Origin of the sequence: Alloyangia pacifica (genome assembly GCF_020524285.1) — a bacterium.
Classification (GTDB): domain Bacteria; phylum Pseudomonadota; class Alphaproteobacteria; order Rhodobacterales; family Rhodobacteraceae; genus Salipiger; species Salipiger pacificus_B.
The window spans coordinates 290,779-307,935 of record NZ_JAIVKX010000004.1 but is presented as its reverse complement, the minus strand read 5'-3'; the positions used below and the strand labels follow the sequence as shown (position 1 = coordinate 307,935).

18 protein-coding genes and 1 tRNA gene are annotated in these 17,157 nt (G+C 66.5%); 14 read left to right on the top strand and 5 right to left on the bottom strand.

Features of this window, described 5'->3' with window-relative positions; genetic code table 11:
* Positions 1 to 528: a periplasmic heavy metal sensor gene (locus LC039_RS07830; RefSeq protein ID WP_226622925.1), complete on the top strand. Its 528-nt coding sequence runs from the start codon at positions 1 to 3 to the stop codon at positions 526 to 528.
* On the opposite strand, the gene LC039_RS07825 is transcribed toward LC039_RS07830, so the two are convergent.
* Entirely contained in the window at positions 459 to 1,961 is a 1,503-nt protein-coding gene (locus LC039_RS07825) for a diguanylate cyclase (protein ID WP_226622923.1), read from the bottom strand. The genes LC039_RS07830 and LC039_RS07825 overlap by 70 nt on opposite strands.
* A 250-nt stretch (positions 1,962 to 2,211) precedes the next feature.
* On the opposite strand from LC039_RS07825, the gene LC039_RS07820 reads away from it, so the two are divergent.
* The 5 genes from LC039_RS07820 (at position 2,212) to LC039_RS07800 (ending at position 5,308) form a co-directional block, all read left to right on the top strand.
* A complete protein-coding gene (locus tag LC039_RS07820) occupies positions 2,212 to 2,493 on the top strand; it encodes a DUF3572 domain-containing protein (RefSeq protein ID WP_226622922.1) in 282 nt (93 codons plus the stop codon).
* On the top strand, positions 2,490 to 3,206 hold the full coding sequence (locus tag LC039_RS07815) for an HAD family hydrolase (RefSeq protein ID WP_226622920.1): 717 nt from the start codon (positions 2,490 to 2,492) through the stop codon (positions 3,204 to 3,206). Before LC039_RS07820 ends, LC039_RS07815 begins: the two co-directional genes overlap by 4 nt.
* A 264-nt stretch (positions 3,207 to 3,470) precedes the next feature.
* Positions 3,471 to 4,103, top strand: a complete 633-nt coding sequence (locus LC039_RS07810) for a heme NO-binding domain-containing protein (RefSeq protein ID WP_226622915.1) — start codon at positions 3,471 to 3,473, stop codon at positions 4,101 to 4,103.
* The gene (locus tag LC039_RS07805) at positions 4,100 to 5,158 is read left to right on the top strand and encodes a sensor domain-containing diguanylate cyclase (RefSeq protein WP_226622913.1); all 1,059 of its coding nucleotides are present in this window, start codon (positions 4,100 to 4,102) and stop codon (positions 5,156 to 5,158) included. Before LC039_RS07810 ends, LC039_RS07805 begins: the two co-directional genes overlap by 4 nt.
* Positions 5,159 to 5,233: 75 nt before the next feature.
* Positions 5,234 to 5,308 (top strand) — tRNA-Gln (locus tag LC039_RS07800).
* Between the two features lie 415 nt (positions 5,309 to 5,723).
* Here the strand turns inward: LC039_RS07800 and hpbA are convergent.
* Positions 5,724 to 7,760, bottom strand: coding sequence for an N-methyl-L-proline N-demethylase HpbA (gene hpbA / locus LC039_RS07795; RefSeq protein WP_226622912.1), 2,037 nt, complete (start codon positions 7,758 to 7,760; stop codon positions 5,724 to 5,726).
* Between the two features lie 338 nt (positions 7,761 to 8,098).
* On the opposite strand from hpbA, the gene LC039_RS07790 reads away from it, so the two are divergent.
* Positions 8,099 to 8,737: a TetR/AcrR family transcriptional regulator gene (locus LC039_RS07790; RefSeq protein WP_226622910.1), complete on the top strand. Its 639-nt coding sequence runs from the start codon at positions 8,099 to 8,101 to the stop codon at positions 8,735 to 8,737.
* A gap of 84 nt (positions 8,738 to 8,821) precedes the next feature.
* Here the strand turns inward: LC039_RS07790 and LC039_RS07785 are convergent, their stop codons facing one another.
* Positions 8,822 to 9,892, bottom strand: coding sequence for a hybrid-cluster NAD(P)-dependent oxidoreductase (locus tag LC039_RS07785; RefSeq protein WP_226622901.1), 1,071 nt, complete (start codon positions 9,890 to 9,892; stop codon positions 8,822 to 8,824).
* Complete coding sequence (locus tag LC039_RS07780; RefSeq protein ID WP_226622899.1) at positions 9,892 to 11,121, bottom strand: aromatic ring-hydroxylating oxygenase subunit alpha; 1,230 nt, start codon at positions 11,119 to 11,121, stop codon at positions 9,892 to 9,894. The genes LC039_RS07785 and LC039_RS07780 overlap by 1 nt, the downstream gene beginning before the upstream one ends.
* Before the next feature lie 89 nt (positions 11,122 to 11,210).
* Between LC039_RS07780 and LC039_RS07775 the strand changes: the two genes are divergently transcribed.
* The 3 genes from LC039_RS07775 (at position 11,211) to LC039_RS07765 (ending at position 13,544) form a co-directional block, all read left to right on the top strand.
* Positions 11,211 to 12,170, top strand: coding sequence for a LysR family transcriptional regulator (locus LC039_RS07775; protein ID WP_226622897.1), 960 nt, complete (start codon positions 11,211 to 11,213; stop codon positions 12,168 to 12,170).
* A 262-nt stretch (positions 12,171 to 12,432) separates the two neighbouring features.
* Positions 12,433 to 12,822 carry a hypothetical protein gene (locus LC039_RS07770; RefSeq protein ID WP_226622896.1) on the top strand — a complete coding sequence of 130 codons (390 nt, stop codon included), beginning with the start codon at positions 12,433 to 12,435 and terminating at the stop codon, positions 12,820 to 12,822.
* A gap of 335 nt (positions 12,823 to 13,157) precedes the next feature.
* Entirely contained in the window at positions 13,158 to 13,544 is a 387-nt protein-coding gene (locus tag LC039_RS07765) for a hypothetical protein (RefSeq protein ID WP_226622894.1), read from the top strand.
* 192 nt (positions 13,545 to 13,736) lie between these two features.
* Here the strand turns inward: LC039_RS07765 and LC039_RS07760 are convergent, their stop codons facing one another.
* Positions 13,737 to 14,096, bottom strand: a complete 360-nt coding sequence (locus LC039_RS07760) for a response regulator (RefSeq protein ID WP_226622892.1) — start codon at positions 14,094 to 14,096, stop codon at positions 13,737 to 13,739.
* A gap of 368 nt (positions 14,097 to 14,464) precedes the next feature.
* Between LC039_RS07760 and LC039_RS07755 the strand changes: the two genes are divergently transcribed.
* The 4 genes from LC039_RS07755 (at position 14,465) to LC039_RS07740 (ending at position 17,149) form a co-directional block, all read left to right on the top strand.
* On the top strand, positions 14,465 to 14,938 hold the full coding sequence (locus LC039_RS07755; RefSeq protein ID WP_226622891.1) for an acyl-CoA thioesterase: 474 nt from the start codon (positions 14,465 to 14,467) through the stop codon (positions 14,936 to 14,938).
* Between the two features lie 348 nt (positions 14,939 to 15,286).
* Positions 15,287 to 15,622 carry an L-rhamnose mutarotase gene (locus tag LC039_RS07750; RefSeq protein ID WP_226622890.1) on the top strand — a complete coding sequence of 112 codons (336 nt, stop codon included), beginning with the start codon at positions 15,287 to 15,289 and terminating at the stop codon, positions 15,620 to 15,622.
* A complete protein-coding gene (locus LC039_RS07745) occupies positions 15,615 to 15,962 on the top strand; it encodes a UxaA family hydrolase (protein ID WP_226622889.1) in 348 nt (115 codons plus the stop codon). Before LC039_RS07750 ends, LC039_RS07745 begins: the two co-directional genes overlap by 8 nt.
* Positions 15,959 to 17,149, top strand: a complete 1,191-nt coding sequence (locus tag LC039_RS07740; RefSeq protein WP_226622887.1) for a UxaA family hydrolase — start codon at positions 15,959 to 15,961, stop codon at positions 17,147 to 17,149. Before LC039_RS07745 ends, LC039_RS07740 begins: the two co-directional genes overlap by 4 nt.
* Positions 17,150 to 17,157 lie beyond the last annotated feature (8 nt).

The following is a 17,157-nucleotide window of genomic DNA, read 5'->3' as shown; positions in this document are numbered from 1 at the left end:
ATGACGAATGAACCCCTTCAGGCCCCCGGCAGCCAGGGCCCCGTGCGGTCTCCAAGGTGGATGCGCTGGCTCCTGCTGGCGTCCCTGGCGCTCAACCTGGCGGTGGTCGGCGTGGTCGCCGGCGGCCTGCTGCGGCACGGCGGACCCGAGCGCGGTGGCCCGCCGCGGGGGCGCGACTTTATCACCCCCTACACGCAGGCCTTCTCGCAGGACCAGCGGCGCGAGTTGGGGCGCGAGCTGTTCAGCTCCTTCCAGCGCAAGCAGGGCGACCGGCCGCGGCCCAAACCCTTTGGCGATTACCGGACTGCGCTCGAGATGTTGCGGGCCGAGCCCTTCGACAGTGCCGCATTCGCGCAGATGCTGAGCGCGCAGGATGCCCGCGCGGCGGAACGGCAGAAGATGGGCCAGCAGGTGCTGGTGGACTATGTCTCCGCCCTGTCGCCGGAGGCGCGCCTGGCCTACGCCGACCGGCTCGAGGCGGAGCTCGACGAACTGGCCCGGCGAATCCCGCGCAAACCGGCGGACTGATCCGGCGGGCACGACGGGTCAGGGGCGGCGCAGAGCTGCGGCCCTTGCCAAAACCCCTGCTTTGGAGCGATTTCGACCCGGTTGCGCCCTGCGCGCTTCGCCGCGTAGAGCGCACGATCGGCGCGCAGGAGGCCGGTGGAGACCGCTTCGCTGGGCTCTTCCATCATCGCGATCCCGATGCTGACCGTCGGCGACAGCAGATGTGCAGGGGTCTCGGGGCCGGGCATCGGCAACGTGAGCCGGGCCACGGTCTCGCAAAGCTGCCGCGCGGTCTCGAGAGCGTCCTCCCGCGTGGCGTCGGGCAGAGCGATGAGAAACTCCTCTCCGCCGAGGCGCGCCACGAGGTCGCCGCCGCGGCGCTGCGCCATGAGCGCCTGCGCCGTTGCGGTCAGAACCTTGTCCCCCGCGCTGTGTCCCCAGCGGTCGTTCACCTGCTTGAAGTGGTCGAGATCGGCGACGAGAAGCGCAAGCTGGCCGCCGCGCTGGATGGACAGCTGCGCCCTGCGGCTCACCTCGGGCAGGGCGTAGCGGCGGTTGTAGAGCCCGGTGAGAGGGTCGATCATCGCCGCGCGCAGCCCGCTGCGCAGGGCCGCCCGGTGCCGCTCGGCGGTGCGCTTGCGGCGGATCAGCCGGGGCAGGCGCAGCGCGAGCTCCAGCGCGTCGGGCCCCGCACGCAGCAGGTCATCCGCGCCGAGATCGAGCGCCTGCGCGGCGGTGGTATCGCGGCCCGGCTGCGTGACGTAGAGCAGCGCGGCGCGGCGTTGCGCCGGGGCGGTGCGCAATTGCGACAGCAGCGCAAGCCCTGCGCCCGGATCGGCATCGGAGTCGACCAGGACCACCGCCTCTGCCGAGGCGGCATCGCGCCGCAACAGCTGATCCGGCTCCGCCTGCCTGACCTGCGCGCCGAGCGCGATCTGCAGGCGCGCCGCCATGGCGCCGAGGTCGCGGGTTCGATCCAGCGGGACAAGGGCAATGCGGGCGGGCCGGTCGAAGCTCGGCGGGGCCTCGGACAGGCCGAGCGCGCGCCGCGCGTCGGCGCGCAGCGGCAGCTCGTCCTGCGCCCGGCTGCGGTGCAGCAGGCTGCGAATCCGCGCAAGCAGCAGGATATCCTCGACCGGACGGGCAAGGACATCGTCGGCCCCCACCGCGAGCAGCGCCAGCCGCTCCTCGATCCGGTCGTCGTCGATCAGCAGGACCACCGGCAGTTCCGCCTGGCCGGGCAAGGCATGCAGGCGGGTGCAGAAGCCACTGCCGCACATGTCCGGCAGATCGGCCGCGGCGAGCACGAGGTCGACCCGGGCTTTCCCCAACATGTGCAATGCCTCGTGCCCGCTTTGTGCCGAGAGTACCTGATAGAAGGCGGAGGTCAGCCTGGCCCGCAACAGGATCCTGTGGCTCGCCGTGCCTTCGACGATAAGTATGCGTCCTGCCATTCCTGACGTCGCCTTCCTGGTCTCGTCGGCGTCCTTCTGACGCCAAATTCCTGCCGCAGCCTTCGGGCCATAGCCTTCCCAGCACAGCCTTTCGAACACAGCCTTCCGAGCACAGCTTTCAGTCCCGCGCTCACGCTTGTCGCGTGCCCGTGCCTGTCGCGCCGCCCCGCCCGGGCTTGCATCCGTTTCGCCGCTCAGTCTTTATGAGAACCGGTTAAGAAAGCCTTTCTGAATACGGGGAGTTGCAAAGATGGTGGGGCGTGACGAGGCCGAGCTGATCGGCCTGCAGGCGGCGGCCTGGTTGGCGGCGAACGACGAGCTGCTCCCGGTTTTCCTGGGCGCCACCGGCGCTTCAGCCGAGGATTTCCGCACCGGCCTGTCGGACCCGGCGTTCCAGGGCGCCGTGCTTGACTTCCTGCTGATGGATGACGCCTGGGTGCGCGGATTCTGCGACGAGGCGGGGCTGGCCTATGACCTGCCGTTCCAGGCGCGCCAGCACCTGCCGGGCGGCGGCGAGGTGCACTGGACATGAGCACTACGCCCCGCATGCGCGCCGCGGCGGTGCTGTTCGACAAGGACGGCACGCTGTTCGATTTCACCCGGACCTGGAGCGCCTGGCTGCAGGAAGTCATGCGGCAGCTTGCCGGGGGCGATGCGGACCTGGTCGAGGCTATGGCGCAGGCGCTGCGCTTCGATCTGGCGGAAGGGGTCTTCTTCAAGGACAGCCCGGTGATCGCCGGCACCAGCCGCGAGGCGGCGGACAGCCTGTGCCGCGCGCTGGGGCGGACCGATCCCGATGCCCTCGAGCGCTTCCTGTCCGAAGAGGCGGCGCGGGCGCCGCTGGCCGAGGCGGTGCCGCTGGCGCCACTGCTGGATTCGTTGCGCGGGGCTGGGCTGCGCCTTGGCGTGATGACCAACGACAACGAGGCCGTGGCCCATGCGCACCTCGCGCAGGTCGGGGTTGGCGACCGGTTCGACTTCGTTGCGGGCTTCGACAGCGGCCACGGCGCGAAGCCCTCGCCCGCGCCGCTGCTCGCCTTCGCCGCGGCAATCGGTCTGCCGCCCGGGCAGGTGGTGATGGTCGGCGACAGCACCCACGACCTGCAGGCCGGGCGTGCGGCGGGGATGATGACCGTCGGCGTGCTGACCGGGCCCGCCGAAGCCGATGAGCTGCGTCACCTCGCGGATGTGGTGCTTCCCGACATCGGGCATCTGCCGCGCTGGCTCTGCGCCATCGAGGCTTGAGGCGGAATTCCTCTCGTATTTTATCCATTGCGAAAATCTTAAGAGCCCCGCGCTAGCCTGACAGGGCTGGCCCAACGGTGCGCGCCACTGGAACGGTTGGCTGAGCTGCGCGCCGTGCCGGGTCATGATGCTGAGCGGATGTGACGCGGAAGGCTGCGTCTTGGTTCTTCGATAGGGAGACGTGGCAGGGTTCACGGTCTGCAGCACGCGGCTATGGGCAAGGCGATTGGCCTGGGGTCCGGGGGGCTGCTTATGGAACGGCGCATGCACGGATTGGTCGCGCGGACGCTGCAATGCTTCGTGCAGGACACCTACGGGCAGGACTGCTGGCAGAACGTGGCCGATGCGGCGCATCTCGATCTGCCGGAGTTCGAGGCGATGCTCGACTATGAGTCGCAGCTCATCGGCCAGATCCTGACCCGTGCCGAGGTGGAGCTCGGCAAGTCGCGGGCGGCGATTCTCGAGGATATCGGGACCTATCTCATGGCACACCCCCACAACGAGCGGCTGCGCCGCCTGATGCGCTACGGCGGCGAGGATTTCATCGACTTCCTGCACTCGCTGGAGGAGCTGCCCGGGCGGGCCCGACTGGCGGTGCCCGACCTCGACCTGCCGCCGCTGGAACTGACCGAGACCGCACCGCGCCGCTTCACCCTTGTCTGCCGCTGCAAGGGGCCGACGAACCGGGGCTATTCCCGCGTGCTGGCCGGGGTCCTGCGTGCCATGGCGGACGATTACGGTGCGCTGGTCCTGCTTGAGCTGGAGGAGGGGCCGGGGGAGGCCGAGGTGATTCAGATCGCGGTGATCGAGACCGCCTATTCCGAGGGGCGGGCCTTTGATCTCGGCGCGCATGGGGCGGGACGGCAGCCTGGCGGGCCGGGGGCAGGGCGGAAATGACGCCGCTCCTCATGGACCAGGCAAGTCTCGACATTTTGTGCCCCATGCATGCCCGGCTCGACGCTTCGGGGCGGGTGCAGGGGCTGGGGCCGACCCTGCAGCGGGTGCTTGCGGGGCAGGAGCTTCGCGATACGCACTTCTCCCGGGTCTTCGTGGTGTTCCGTCCGCGCACGGTGGCGACCCTGCCCGACCTGCTGTCGCTTGCGGGGCGGCGTCTGCAGCTGCGGCTTGCGGGGCAGGGCGACACGCTGCGCGGGCTTGCCGTGCCCGATGGCGCCGGCGGTGCCGTGCTGAACCTCTCCTTCGGCCTTGGCCTGGTCGAGGCGGTGCGCGATCACGCGCTCACCAGCAGCGATTTCGCCGCCACCGACCTGGCGATCGACATGCTCTACCTGGTCGAGGCGAAATCCGCCGCAATGGAAGCGTCGCGCACCCTCAATCGACGCCTGCGCGGCGCCATGCTCGCGGCCGAGGAGCGCGCCTTCACCGACCCGTTGACCGGTCTTCGAAACCGCCGGGCGCTCACCCGGGCGCTCACCGACCTCCTGCGGCGCGACATGGATTTTGCCGTGATGCATGTGGATCTCGATTTCTTCAAACAGGTGAACGACACGCTGGGCCACGGCGCGGGCGACAGGGTCCTGGCCCGGGTCGCGGCGCTCATGCTCGAGGTCACCCGGCAGGAGGATACGGTGGCGCGGATCGGCGGCGACGAGTTTGTTATTGTCCTTGTCGGCGTGACCGACAGGGTGCGGCTCGGAGAACTGGCGGCGCGGCTCATCGCGCGGCTGGAGGCGCCGATCGGCTTTGAGGCCGAAGCTCACGGCAGGGCGGCCCGGGTCTCCGCCAGCATCGGGATCGCCCTGAGGCAGGCAGGTGCGCGCCTCAGCACCGCCGAGGCAGTGCTCGAGGCATCCGACGTCGCGCTCTATGCCGCCAAGAGAGCCGGGCGCGGGCAATACGCGTTTCATCACCCCGAAAGTGCGGAAAAGGGACCCGAGCGACGGGCAGCGGGCGGCTCCGTCCGAGGCCCGGAGGAGGGTTCCCCGAGGTGAAGCAAAAAAGTGCAGGATTTTTCCCAGAAGGGGGTTGCGCCCTCCCGGAGGCTGGCGTAAATCCCGCGCCACGGTTGGGGCGTAGCCAAGTGGTAAGGCACCGGTTTTTGGTACCGCGCACCGTAGGTTCGAATCCTACCGCCCCAGCCAATATCTCCTAACATACCGAAGTTACGAGACTTCCGGCCCGAGGGCGGTAGAAATGCCCCCGTAAGTGCCCCACCTATCTCACCCTGTTTGCTGACCACTTCCCGCATGCGCTGAGCATGATGACGGGGTCTTTTGTCGTGTGAGGTCAGGCGCTTTTCTGTGCAGCTAGGCAGGAGGATGGAGGGGGAGAGTGGCCTGCTGCCGCTTCCGTCGACGCGAAGATAAGGTCGTGACCGCTCCTCTGGAGGCGGCAGATGAAGAGACGAACCTTCCATCGTGCTCGATCACCCGTATGACGGGGACCAATGCTGCTATAGGGCGCCACTTCGGACAATGCTTCCATATGTAGAGACTGCGGGCCCGTCCTGGGCCGGCCCGCAGTCTGCCTTGATGTGTCGCGAGGGCGTTTGGCCGGTCAGAGGCCGCGGGTGAGGCGCAGCGCGTCGTAGATCGCCGCGTGGGTGTTGCGGGCAGAGACGGCGTCGCCGATGCGGAAGACGCGGAAGCGGCCCTCGGAGTTGCTTTCGACCGCCTGCAGGCCGCCCGTCGCCAGCGCGTCGTAATCGACCTCGCCGAGGTTTCGCGACAGCGGCTTCAGCTCGAAATAGACGTCGTCGAGCGGGCGCGTGCCGTGGTTGACCACGACCTGGTCGACCAGCCGTTCGCGGGTGACATCGCCGTAGTCCGATCCGAGCACCGCCTTCAGTTGGTTCCCCTCGCGGGTGACCGACTTCAGCCGCCAGGTGACGGTGAAGGTGGTGTCGCGCTTCTGCAGGTTGCGCATGTAGGGCACGAGGTTCATCGCCATGACCTCGGGTGCAAAGGCCCGGTCGGGGGTGACGATTTCGACCCGTGCGCCGCCCTCGGACAGCAGGTCCGCCGCCTGAAGGCCGGCGTGGTCGCCCGCATCGTCGAACACCAGCACGTTCTGCCCCGGCCTCACGTCGCCCGACAGGATGTCCCAGGCGGACACCACCAGCTCGTTGCCGGCGCTCAGCACCTCGGTGTGGGGCAGGCCGCCGGTGGCGATGATCACCTCGTCCGGATTGCTCGCGAGCACGTCGGCCCCATCCGCGAATGTGTTGAAGTTGAAGGAAACGCCCATCTTCTCGCACTGGTCGAAGCGCCAGGCGACGATCGAGGACATCTCGCGGCGGCGTTCCTGCAGGGCGGTGAGGCGGATCTGTCCGCCGGGCTGGTCGGCGGCCTCGAAGACCGTCACCGCGTGGCCGCGCTCGGCGGCGACGCGGGCGGCTTCGAGCCCGGCCGGGCCGGCGCCGACGATGGTCACGCGCTTCTTCACCTCGGCCTTCTCGATGGTGTGCGGCTGCTCGATCTCGCGCCCGGTCGAGGGGTTGTGCAGGCAGAGCGCCATGCCACCCTGGTAGATGCGGTCGAGGCAGTAGTTGGCGCCGACGCAGGGGCGAATGTCATCCTCGCGCCCCTCGATCACCTTGCGCACGAGATGCGGGTCGGCCATCTGCGCGCGGGTCATGCCCACCATGTCGAGCTTGCCGCTGGCGATGGCGTGGCGGGCGGTGGCGACGTCGGGGATCTTGGCGGCGTGGAAGGTGGGGAAGTTGGTCGCAGCGCGAATGTCGCCGGCAAAGTCGAGATGCGGCGCGTTGCGCATGCCCTGGATCGGGATCAGGTCGGTCAGCCCCGGGTCGGTGTCGATATGGCCCTTCACCACGTTGAGGAAGTCGACCAGCCCGCTGTCCTTGAGCTTGTGCGAGATGGTCAGCCCATCCTCGCGGGTGAGGCCGCCGGGCAGGTCCTCGTCACCGGTATAGCGCACGCCGACGAGGAACGCGTCGCCGCAGCGTTTGCGGATTTCCGACAGGATGTCGAAGGTGAAGCGCAGGCGGTTGTCGAGGCTGCCGCCGTAGGGGCCGTCGAGCTCGTTGGTCAGCGGCGACCAGAACTGGTCCATCAGGTGGCCGTAGGCCTGGATCTCGATGCCGTCGAGGCCGGCGGCCTGCATGCGCTCTGCGGCCTCGGCGTAGTCCTCGATGATCCGTGCGATGTCCCAGTCTTCCATCTTCTTGGGGAAGGCGCGGTGCGAAGCTTCACGCTCGTGGCCGGTGGAGACCACCGGCAGCCAGTCGGCCTTGTCCCAGCGGGTGCGGCGGCCGAGGTGGGTGAGCTGGATCATCACCGCGCAGCCCTCGTCGTGGCATTCCTGCGCGAGCTTGGCCATATGGCCGACGACTTCGTCCTTCCACGCCAGGATATTGTTGAACACCGGCGGGCTGTCGCGCGCGACCGAAGCCGAGCCTGCGGTCATGGTCAGCGCTACGCCCGCTTTCGCCCGCTCCACGTGGTAGGCGCGGTAACGCTCCTTGGGCATGCCATCCTCGGGGTAAGCCGGCTCGTGGCTGGTGATCATGATGCGGTTCTTCAGCGTCAGGTGCTTGAGCTGGTACGGCTGCAGGAGCGGATCGTTCGACATGTTGGGTGCCTTCTGCGGAGGGGCGTTTGCTGAGTGCCTGACCCTGACTTTTACAAAATGTGCATAGGTGTCAATATTAAGATCACGAGTGATTTTGGCTCATGATGCCTTGTGGATCCGCGTCGATCTCGGAAGGATGGCGGAATCTAGGTGTTTAGTATATGATTTAATTAGTTAATTTTGTACAATGTTGGTCAATTTTGGCTCGGGCATTCTCCAGTCGAGAACTCGAATGTCGTGGGGAGGAGCTTGATTGGGGATGACAGTTATGTACATTTAATGGGCGGCTGTGCTAACGCGGGCTGTGATGCCGGCCCTTCTGCGCATATCGGAGCCCCATGACCCAAGAATCACACCCCGACCGCGGCTGGCGCGGCTCTCCAGAGCTCTGGCTCGATGCGGCCTATGAGACCCTGATCGAGAAGGGCGTCGACGCGGTGAAGATCATGCCGCTGGCGACCGCGCTGAACCTTTCGCGGACCAGCTTCTACTGGTTCTTCAAGGACCGCAGGCAATTGCTCGCAATGCTGCTGAACCGTTGGGAGGCCAGCACCACCGGCGCGCTGCTGGCGGCGAGCCGTGACTATGCCGCAACCGAGACAGAGGCGATGCTGAACGTGATCAGCACCTTCCTGTCGGATGCGGTCTTCGACACCCGGCTGGAGCTGGCCGTGCGGGCCTGGGCGCAGCAGGATCCGGATGTGCTGGCCCGGGTGCAACGTGCGGATGCGGAGCGGCTCGCGGCGCTGCGCGACATGCTGCTGGCCTGGGGGCACGGGGAGCAAGATGCCGACGTGCGTGCCCGGACCATCTACCTTGTGCAGGTCGGCTATATCTCGATGCGGGTCGACGAGCCGGTCGAGGAACGCCTGGACCGTTTCCCGAGCTACGTCGAAATCTACACCGGCAAGCGCCCGCCGCAGCAGGAAATGGAGCGCTTCATGGCGCGCATCGGGTACCGGGCAAAAGGTCAGTAGGCCGGCTGTCAGGCGTCCGCGGATTTGTGCAGGCTCGCGCGGTCGGGGGCGGGCCGGGGCGGGGCTGGCGCGCCCGGCTCCGGGTCACAGGTCGAGCGAGACCTTTCCCTTGGGGTTCGAGCAGCAGGCCAGAATGTAGCCCTGCTCGATTTCGTCGTCGGTGATGCCGCCGTTGTGGACCATGTGCACCTCGCCCTCGGTCTTGCGGACCTTGCAGGTGCCGCAAATGCCGAAGGTGCAGCCCGAGGCGATACTGATGCCCGCCGCCTTGGCCGCTGACAGGACGGTTTCGGTCTCGGCGCAGGTGCTTGTCACGTCGGAGGCGGCAAAATGGATCTCCGCCATGACGCCGTCTTCGGGCAGGTCATCGTCCGGGAGCGGCAGCGCGACGGGTTCGGGCGCACCGAAGCTTTCCTGGTGGTAGTGATCCATGTCGAAGCCGAGCCCGGCGAGGGCCTCGCGCACCGCCTGCATGAAAGGCTCGGGGCCGCAGCAGAACACCTCGCGCTCGAGGTAGTCGGGCGCCACGAGGCCGAGGATCAACTGGTTGAACAGGCCCTTGTAGCCGGTCCACGGCTGGAAGCGGTCGGTGCCTTCGACCACCCAGGCAAGTTCGATGCCCGAGATGCGCGACGCCATGTGCGCGAGCCGCTCGCGGAACAGGATTTCCGAGGGGCGGCGGGCGCAGTTGACGAAGACGACGTCAGCGTCGCGCCCGCCGTCGTACATATGCGTCGTCATCGACATCATCGGGGTGATGCCCGACCCGGCGGAGATGAAGAGGTATTTCTTCCCCGGCGCGTTGAAGTAGGTGAACTCGCCGCGCGGGCCGCTGGCCTTGATGCGCATGCCGGGGCGCAGGTTGTCGAGCATCCAGCGGGTTCCGAGGGAGTCCGGCTGTGCCTTGACGGTCACCGTCAGCGAGGTCGGGCGCGAAGGCGAGGAGGAGATCGTGTAAGTGCGGTGCAGCGGCCCGCCGGGCACTGGCAGCTCGAGGGTGATGAACTGCCCGGGCTTGTAGCTGAAGAGCGCACCCGAGGGTGCCTGGAAGGTGAAGGTCGCCGTGCCCGGCGTTTCCGGCAGGTAGGAGACGCATTCAAGCGCCTCCGTATCGGTCCAGAAGGCGAGCCTGGGCTCTTGCCGTGCGAAGCCCATCACTCTGCCGCCAGCGCCGTGGGCGCGAGGCCGCGCTGCATCTTCTGGGCGTACCAGTCGATGAACTGGGCGACGCCGGATTCCTCGACCGGGCTGTAGGGGCCGGGGACGTAGGCCGGCGAGTTGACGCCCTGCTGGTTGGCCTCGACGATCTCGCGGTCCTCGTCGTTGGTGTGCAGCCAGACCTCGGTGAGGCGCTTCAGGTCGTAGTCGACGCCTTCGACCGCGTCGCGGTCAACGAGCCAGGTGGTGGTGACCTCGGTCTCTTCCGGGCCGATCGGAGTGACGCGGAAGGTCATCGAGATGTCGGGCAGGAAGTGGTTCCAGGTCGAGGGGTAATGGAAGACCATCAGCGAGCCCGCGTCGGGCAGGGCGACGCGGCCCAGCGGCCGGGCGCAGGCCGCCTTGCCGTCCATCGTGTAGCTCACCGCGGTTTCCTGCAGCGGCATGCGGGCAAAGCGGAACTGGCCGCCCGCGTCGATCTCGAACTGCGCCGGGGCGCCGGCCGCCGCGCAGCGGTCGAAATGACCCTGCAGCTTCGGCGAGATCGAGCCGTCGGGATTCACCCCGGCGATCTCGGGATCGAGCGAGAAGGAGTTGCACAGCGCCGGGTGCGAGCCCGCGCAATGGTAGCATTCGCGGTTGTTTTCCCAGACCAGCTTCCAGTTGGCCTTTTCGATGATCGTCGACTGGTGGGCGACCTTGGCGCGGTGCAGGTCGTGCACCTGCAGGTAGGGCGTGCCGAGCGCGGCGAAGGGCGCGAAGTCCGGCGCGTCCTTGGCGAGGCTGATGTAGATCAGCCCGCACAGGTCGCGCACGTGCACGGGGCGCAGATTGTGCTTCGAGGGATCGAACTCCGGCCCCATGTCGCGCGCCCAGAGCAGGCGGCCGTCAAGCTCGTAGGTCCACTGGTGGTAGGGGCAGACCAGCTTGGCCACCTGGCCCTCGCGGCCCTTGCAGATCATCGAACCGCGGTGACGGCAGGAGTTGTGGAAGCCGCGGATCTCGCCGTCCGCGCCTTTCACCAGGATCACGTCATAGGCGCCGATCTTCATGCGCGTGTAGGCGCCGGTCTTGGTGAGCTGCGCGGCGGGAATGGCAAAAAGCCACTCGCGGTAGAAGAGCGTCTCGAGATCGCGCTGGTAAACCTCCGGGTCGGAATAGAACGGGCCTTCCAGAGCATAACCGGGCTGGCGGCGGGCGAGCAGGTCGGAAAGGGGCGAGGTCATCGGCAGCCTACTTTTTGAGGTGAAGTCTTCTCGTCTTTCCTCTTTCAAATGCCGACCTTTCAATGGCATAAATTCTCAACTGGGATGAGATGAAATCATCTCTTCCCGTTTCCGACATCTTCTGTCCCAAAGGCGACACCATGGCGCGTCCCTACGACCTTCCGTCGATGACCTCCTTGCTCTGCTTCGAGGCGGCTGCGCGAAATCTGAGCTTCAAGAAGGCCGCGGCAGAGCTGAATGTCACCCCCACGGCGGTCAGCCACCAGATCCGGCATCTGGAGTCCGATCTCGGCCGGAAGCTCTTTGATCGCGGTCACCGCGGGGTCGAGCTGACCGAAGTCGGGGCCTACCTCTTCGTCTCGGTGCGCAAGGGGCTCGAGGGCATGTCGGACACCGTCCGCGACATGCGCCACCGCGCAGAGCGCGAGGATGTGGTGGTGGGGGTGACCACGGCGATGAGCGCCTTCTGGCTGACACCTCGGATCAGCGGCTTCTGGCGCGAGAATCCCGACATCGTCATCTCGCAGTCCGTCAGCGACGTGGGGCGGGGGGCGGAGCGCCTGGACATCAGCCTGCACTACGGTGAGGTGCCGGACGATAACGGTGACTATCGGCCGCTGTTCCGCGATCGGATCCTCGCGCTCGGCGCGCCGGGGTTTGCCGACACCCACGGGATTTTCGGGATCGACCGGCTGCGCACCGCGCCGTTGATCCATCTCGTCGCCGAACCCGGCTGGACCGGCTGGACAGAGTGGTTCGAAGCCATCGGGCAACCGGCACCAAGGGGCCGGAAGGTCAGCGTGAACAACTACATGATCGCGCTGCAGCTGGCGCAGGACGGGGCGGGGGCCGTGCTCGGCTGGGACGGCCTCGTTGGTCCGCTGCTCGAGAGCGGTCAGCTCGTGCCGCTGGTTGAAGACTGCATTGCCGCGCCGCAGCCGTTCTATCTCAAGCTGCATCCCGGCGCCTCGGAAGAAGCGCGGCTTTTCGGTGACTGGCTGGTGTCACAGCAGTCGAATACGTCACGCTCTCAGGTGATGAGCGGCTGAGCCCAGACATCCGTGCGGGGGCTCCCGTATGCGTGGCAGCGTTTCGCTGCCGGCCCCCGTCAGTTGCAAAACGCCGCCCCCTGCGTCAGCGCGCCTCGGGCCACATGGTCGCGCATCACTCTTCTGCGTGCGCGATCAGGACGCATGTGCGAAATATGGTGAAATCATGTCAAAAATCGCATATGATCCTAGGGCAAGGCTTTGAAAACGTGGCTATTGGTCCACGTTTATTTTGAATATGTCCATTTCTGGGAATTTTAATATGAGTTATTTGAATGTCGCCCTTGGGCTAATTGCGTGTGTTGCGATCTCGGGTTGCGCGAAGAAATCCACAGATATCGCGGCGCAATATGTGTCGCCGATGCAATTCCAGTCATACTCTTGCAGCCAGATCACCGAGGAAGCGCAGCGTGTTTCCGAATATTCGGCGCGTGCGATGCTCGTTCAGAACAAAACAGCCAGCAGTGACGCTGTCGCGACCGGCGTCGCCTTGGTGCTTTTCTGGCCCGCGGCCTTCTTCGTCAGCGGGAACGGTGCGAATGCCGCCGAACTGGCGCGCCTCAAGGGGCAGATGGATGCCCTGCAAAGCGCGAGTATTCAGAAGGACTGCGGGCTGGAATTCCGCAAGGCGCCTTTGCCCGAGGCGACGTAGGCATCCGGGTTCATCACTGGCTTGAAACTTGCATGTGTCCTGGGTCCCGCGAGGGGCCCGGGCCCTCGGCGTCTTGGCGGCGTGCGATGGTCGCCCCTAGAAGGGAGGGGGATCGCGCATGACCGCTGCAGCGCGGCGTAAACCCAATTTTCCCCAATATTCAATGCGGTCGTCTTCGCGGTCTCGACGGCAAATGGGCGCCCATGTCCCTGATAGGGGCTGTTGCCGTAGGGGCACATCCCTCGCGAGAGAAGTGAAAGCAAAAACTACGCAAGGTTGATTTCATGAGCGGAAATCCGCCTTTTGTGGGGGCTATCTGTTAAGGGAATGAAGATATGAACTTCAAGCTTGCAGCCATTTGGCTCGCTGCCTGTGTTGTAACTTCGGGTTGTGCGACGAAGTCTGAGTATATTTCCGGTCAGTATGTTTCTCCGCTGCAGTTCCAGTCGTATTCCTGCAGCCAGGTCACCCAGGAGGCGCTGCGCATCTCCGAACGCTCCGCGCAGACCTTCAGCCTTCAAAACCGCAAGGCGCGCAACGACGCCGTCGTGGCGAGCGTTGCGATCGTGCTGTTCTGGCCCGCCGCAATGCTTGTCGGGGGCAACGACGCGAATGCCTCCGAGGTCGCGCGGCTGAAGGGCAGGATGGATGCGCTGGAAGAAGCCAGCATCGCAAAGAACTGCGATATCGCGTTTCGAAGAGCGCCGCTCCCGCGGCTTTGAGGCCGGGCTTCAGCCTCAGTCGGGGGGCGGGTGCTCTGCACTGCCCGCTCGGTCTGCTGTCTGCACCGGGCGCGGCGCGGCGGGCTTCAAAATTCTGTCTGAGGGCGATGACGCTTAGGTGGGGCGCAGGGCTTGCGCCTCTCCTCCTCGACAGGGCGGCAGGCAGGGCCGCCGGCCTGCCGCAGGGCGGCGTCAGGCCGCGATGGCGTCGTCGATGGTCGAGAAGAACTCGCCGCGGGTGAAGGGCATGGTCAGGATGCCGCTCGCGCCGAGCGCCTTGGCGATCAGCGTGGTGGCGACCCGTGCGTAGCGGTTCAGCACGACGATCGGCTGCCGGGTGTTGCCGGCGCGCAGGTCGCGCAGGAAGTCGAACCCGTCCTGGTCGGGCAGTTCCGGATCCAGCATCACCAGATCATACTGGCCGCTTTCGATCAGCGGCCGGGCATCCACGGCAGTGGCGGTCTGAAAGGCATCATGGCCGCCCTCGGCGAGGATGCGATCCAGCGCGCTGCGCTGGTCCTGGTCGGGAAGGATCAGAAGAATCCGGGCCATGAGGCACTCCTTTTGCGGTGATGTCTGAAGTGCCGAGGATGGCGATCCGAAGCGCGCCGCTCAACCGAGTCATCCCGAGGTTTACGTAGCGTCCACGTGGATAAGCCGGGGGGAATGTGTGGGGTTTCCCGGCGGTGGCCAAAAGGCCACTGTTTCGGCCTCTCGGGGCGCGACGAGGGCCGGCGACCCGCACCGCCGCTACCCTTGGCGAGAATGCCCATAGGGGGCACCCGCTAAAAGTGCACTGCGATGCGCGGATGCCCGTGCACGCCGGAATCCGCCGTGGTCCGTTCGAATGTTGCGGCATCCGGTCCCGGCGCTGTGCTAGCGCTGAGCTTCGGACAACAAGGCCAGTGATGGAGCAAGCCATGGATCCCCGCGAACTCGAGATGACCGTGCTGATGACGCCGGATATGGCCAATTTCAGCGGCAAGGTGCACGGCGGCGCGCTGCTCAACCTGCTCGACCGGGTGGCCTTTTCCTGTGCCTCGCGGTTTTCCGGGCGCTACGCGGTGACGCTTTCCGTGGACCAGGTGACCTTCAAGCAGCCGATCAACGTGGGCGAGCTGGTGACCTTCCGCGCGCGGGTGAACCACGCGGGCCGCACCTCGATGGAGATCGGCATCCGCGTCGAGGCAGAGGACATCCGCAAGCGCACCCGCCGGCACACCAACTCGTGCTATTTCACCATGGTCGCGGTGGATGACGAAGGACGGCCCGCCGAGGTGCCGGATCTCGAGGTGACCACGGAGCTCGAGAAGAAGCGCCACCGCGCCGCGGCGATCCGCAAGAAGCTGCGGGTTCAGTTCGGCGAGGAGATGCGCAAGGCCGCCGAGGGCTGACACGCTGTCCCCACGGGGACACAAGCCCAAGCGATCTCCATCAAGCGCCCCGCGATGCCGGGGCGCTTTTTCGTGCCTGCAGCGCCGATCCCGCGAGGCACGGCCTCGGGCCGACGCGCCACCTCCGCCCTTCTTCCAGGCCCAAATATCCCCGCCGGAGGCATCCCCGGCCCGCCGCATCGCGACATCTGCCTTTGTGAGCGCCAACATTCCGGAGTGCCCCGAATTGACAGGTTCGGCCAGTGGTGTTTAGATATAAATGATGCATCCGGATATGAATAACGCCGAGCGTAGCGAGGGTCGGACGCTGCCTTCCCCGCGCTGCCCGCGCTACCCACAGGAGCCGACATGACCGTCCAACGCCACGGCCAGATCATTGCCGTCGATCCCGAGGGGATCGCCGAGTACAAGCGCCTGCACGCCGCCGTCTGGCCGCAGGTGCTCGAGATGATTTCCGCCTGCAACATCCGCAACTACTCGATCTTCCTCAAGGAGCCGGAGAACTTGCTCTTCGCCTATTTCGAGTATATCGGAAGCGCCTTCGAGGCGGATATGGCGAAGATGGCGGCGGACCCGGTGACGCAGGACTGGTGGTCGCATTGCATGCCGCTGCAGCGCCCGCTCGACACCCGGCAGGAGGGCGAGTGGTGGGCCGAGGCCCAGGAGGTCTTTCACCATGACTGACACCGCCCCGAAGCCGGGTAGCGCCATGCGCGGCCCCTTTCTGCTGCTCAGCCCCTCGGACAATGTGCTGGTCGCCCGCGAAAGGGCCCCCGAAGGTACCGAGGTGCCGCTCGAGGGCGGGGCGGTGATGCTCGCGCGGCCAATCCCGCTGGCCCATAAGATCGCGCGCCACGACATCGCAGCCGGAGATCGCATCCTGAAATACGGCATGCCCATCGGCATCGCGACCGAGGCCATCCCGGCGGGCGCGCATGTGCACGTGCACAACATCCGCTCGGCCTATACGCCGACGCATATGCTGCAGGACGCCGACGGTCTTTCGGCGGGGGTGGCGCAATGAACGGCTGGCTGCGGCAGGACGGGCGCAAAGGCATCCGCAATACGGTGATCGTCGCCTACCTGGTGGAATGCGCGCATTTCGTGGCCTCGAAGATCGTTTCGGGTTTTCCCGAAGAAGACGTGCAACTGATCGGCTTCCCGGGCTGCTACCCCAATGAGTACGCGGCGCGAATGATGGACCGGCTCTGCACACATCCCAACGTCGGCGCGGTGCTCTTCGTCAGCCTCGGCTGCGAGAGCTTCGACAAGGTGCGCGCCTCCGAGGCCGTCTCGGCCTCGGGCCGCCCGGTGAAGACGCTGGTGATCCAGAAGGCCGGGGGCACCGCCTCGACCGTGCAGATGGGCCGCGACTGGGTGCGCGGCGCGCTGGCAGAGGTCGCCGAGGTGCCGCGGGCGCGGATGGGCGTGGACGAACTGGTGATCGGCACGGTCTGCGGCGGCTCCGACGGCACCTCGGGCATCTCCGGCAATCCGGCGGCGGGCAAGGCCTTTGACCTACTGGTGGGGGAGGGGGCCGCCTGCATCTTCGAGGAGACCGGCGAGCTCATCGGCTGCGAGGAGATCATGGCCGCGCGCGCGGTGACCCCCGAACTGGGCCGGGCGCTGCGCGACAGCGTGCAGAAGGCCGAGCGCTACTACGCCACCCTGGGCTACGGCAGCTTCGCCGCGGGCAATGCTGCGGGCGGGCTGTCGACCATCGAGGAAAAGAGCCTCGGCGCCTACGTCAAATCCGGCGACAGCCCGATCTCCGGGCTGATCAAGCCCGGCGACGTGCCGCCGCGCGGCGGGCTCTACCTGATGGACGTGGTGCCCGACGGCGACGTCCGCTTCGGCTTCCCGAACATTTCGGACAATGCCGAAATCGTCGAGATGATCGCCAGCGGCGCGCATCTGTCGCTTTTCGTCACCGGGCGCGGCTCTGTGGTCGGCTCCGCCATTTCTCCGGTCATCAAGATCTGCGCGAACCCGCAGACTTACAGAAACCTCGCCGAGGACATGGACGTCAACGCCGGCGACATCATAGAAGGGAAGCGCAGCATCGAGGAGGTGGGCCGCGAGATCCGCGATCTCGTGGTCGCGGTGGCAGGAGGCGCTTTGACCAAATCCGAGGCTCTTGGGCATCGGGAGTTTATCCTGACCTACAAGAGCTTCGAGCCGATCGGTCCGGCCTGTCTGCCGGCCGCGTGATGCACGCA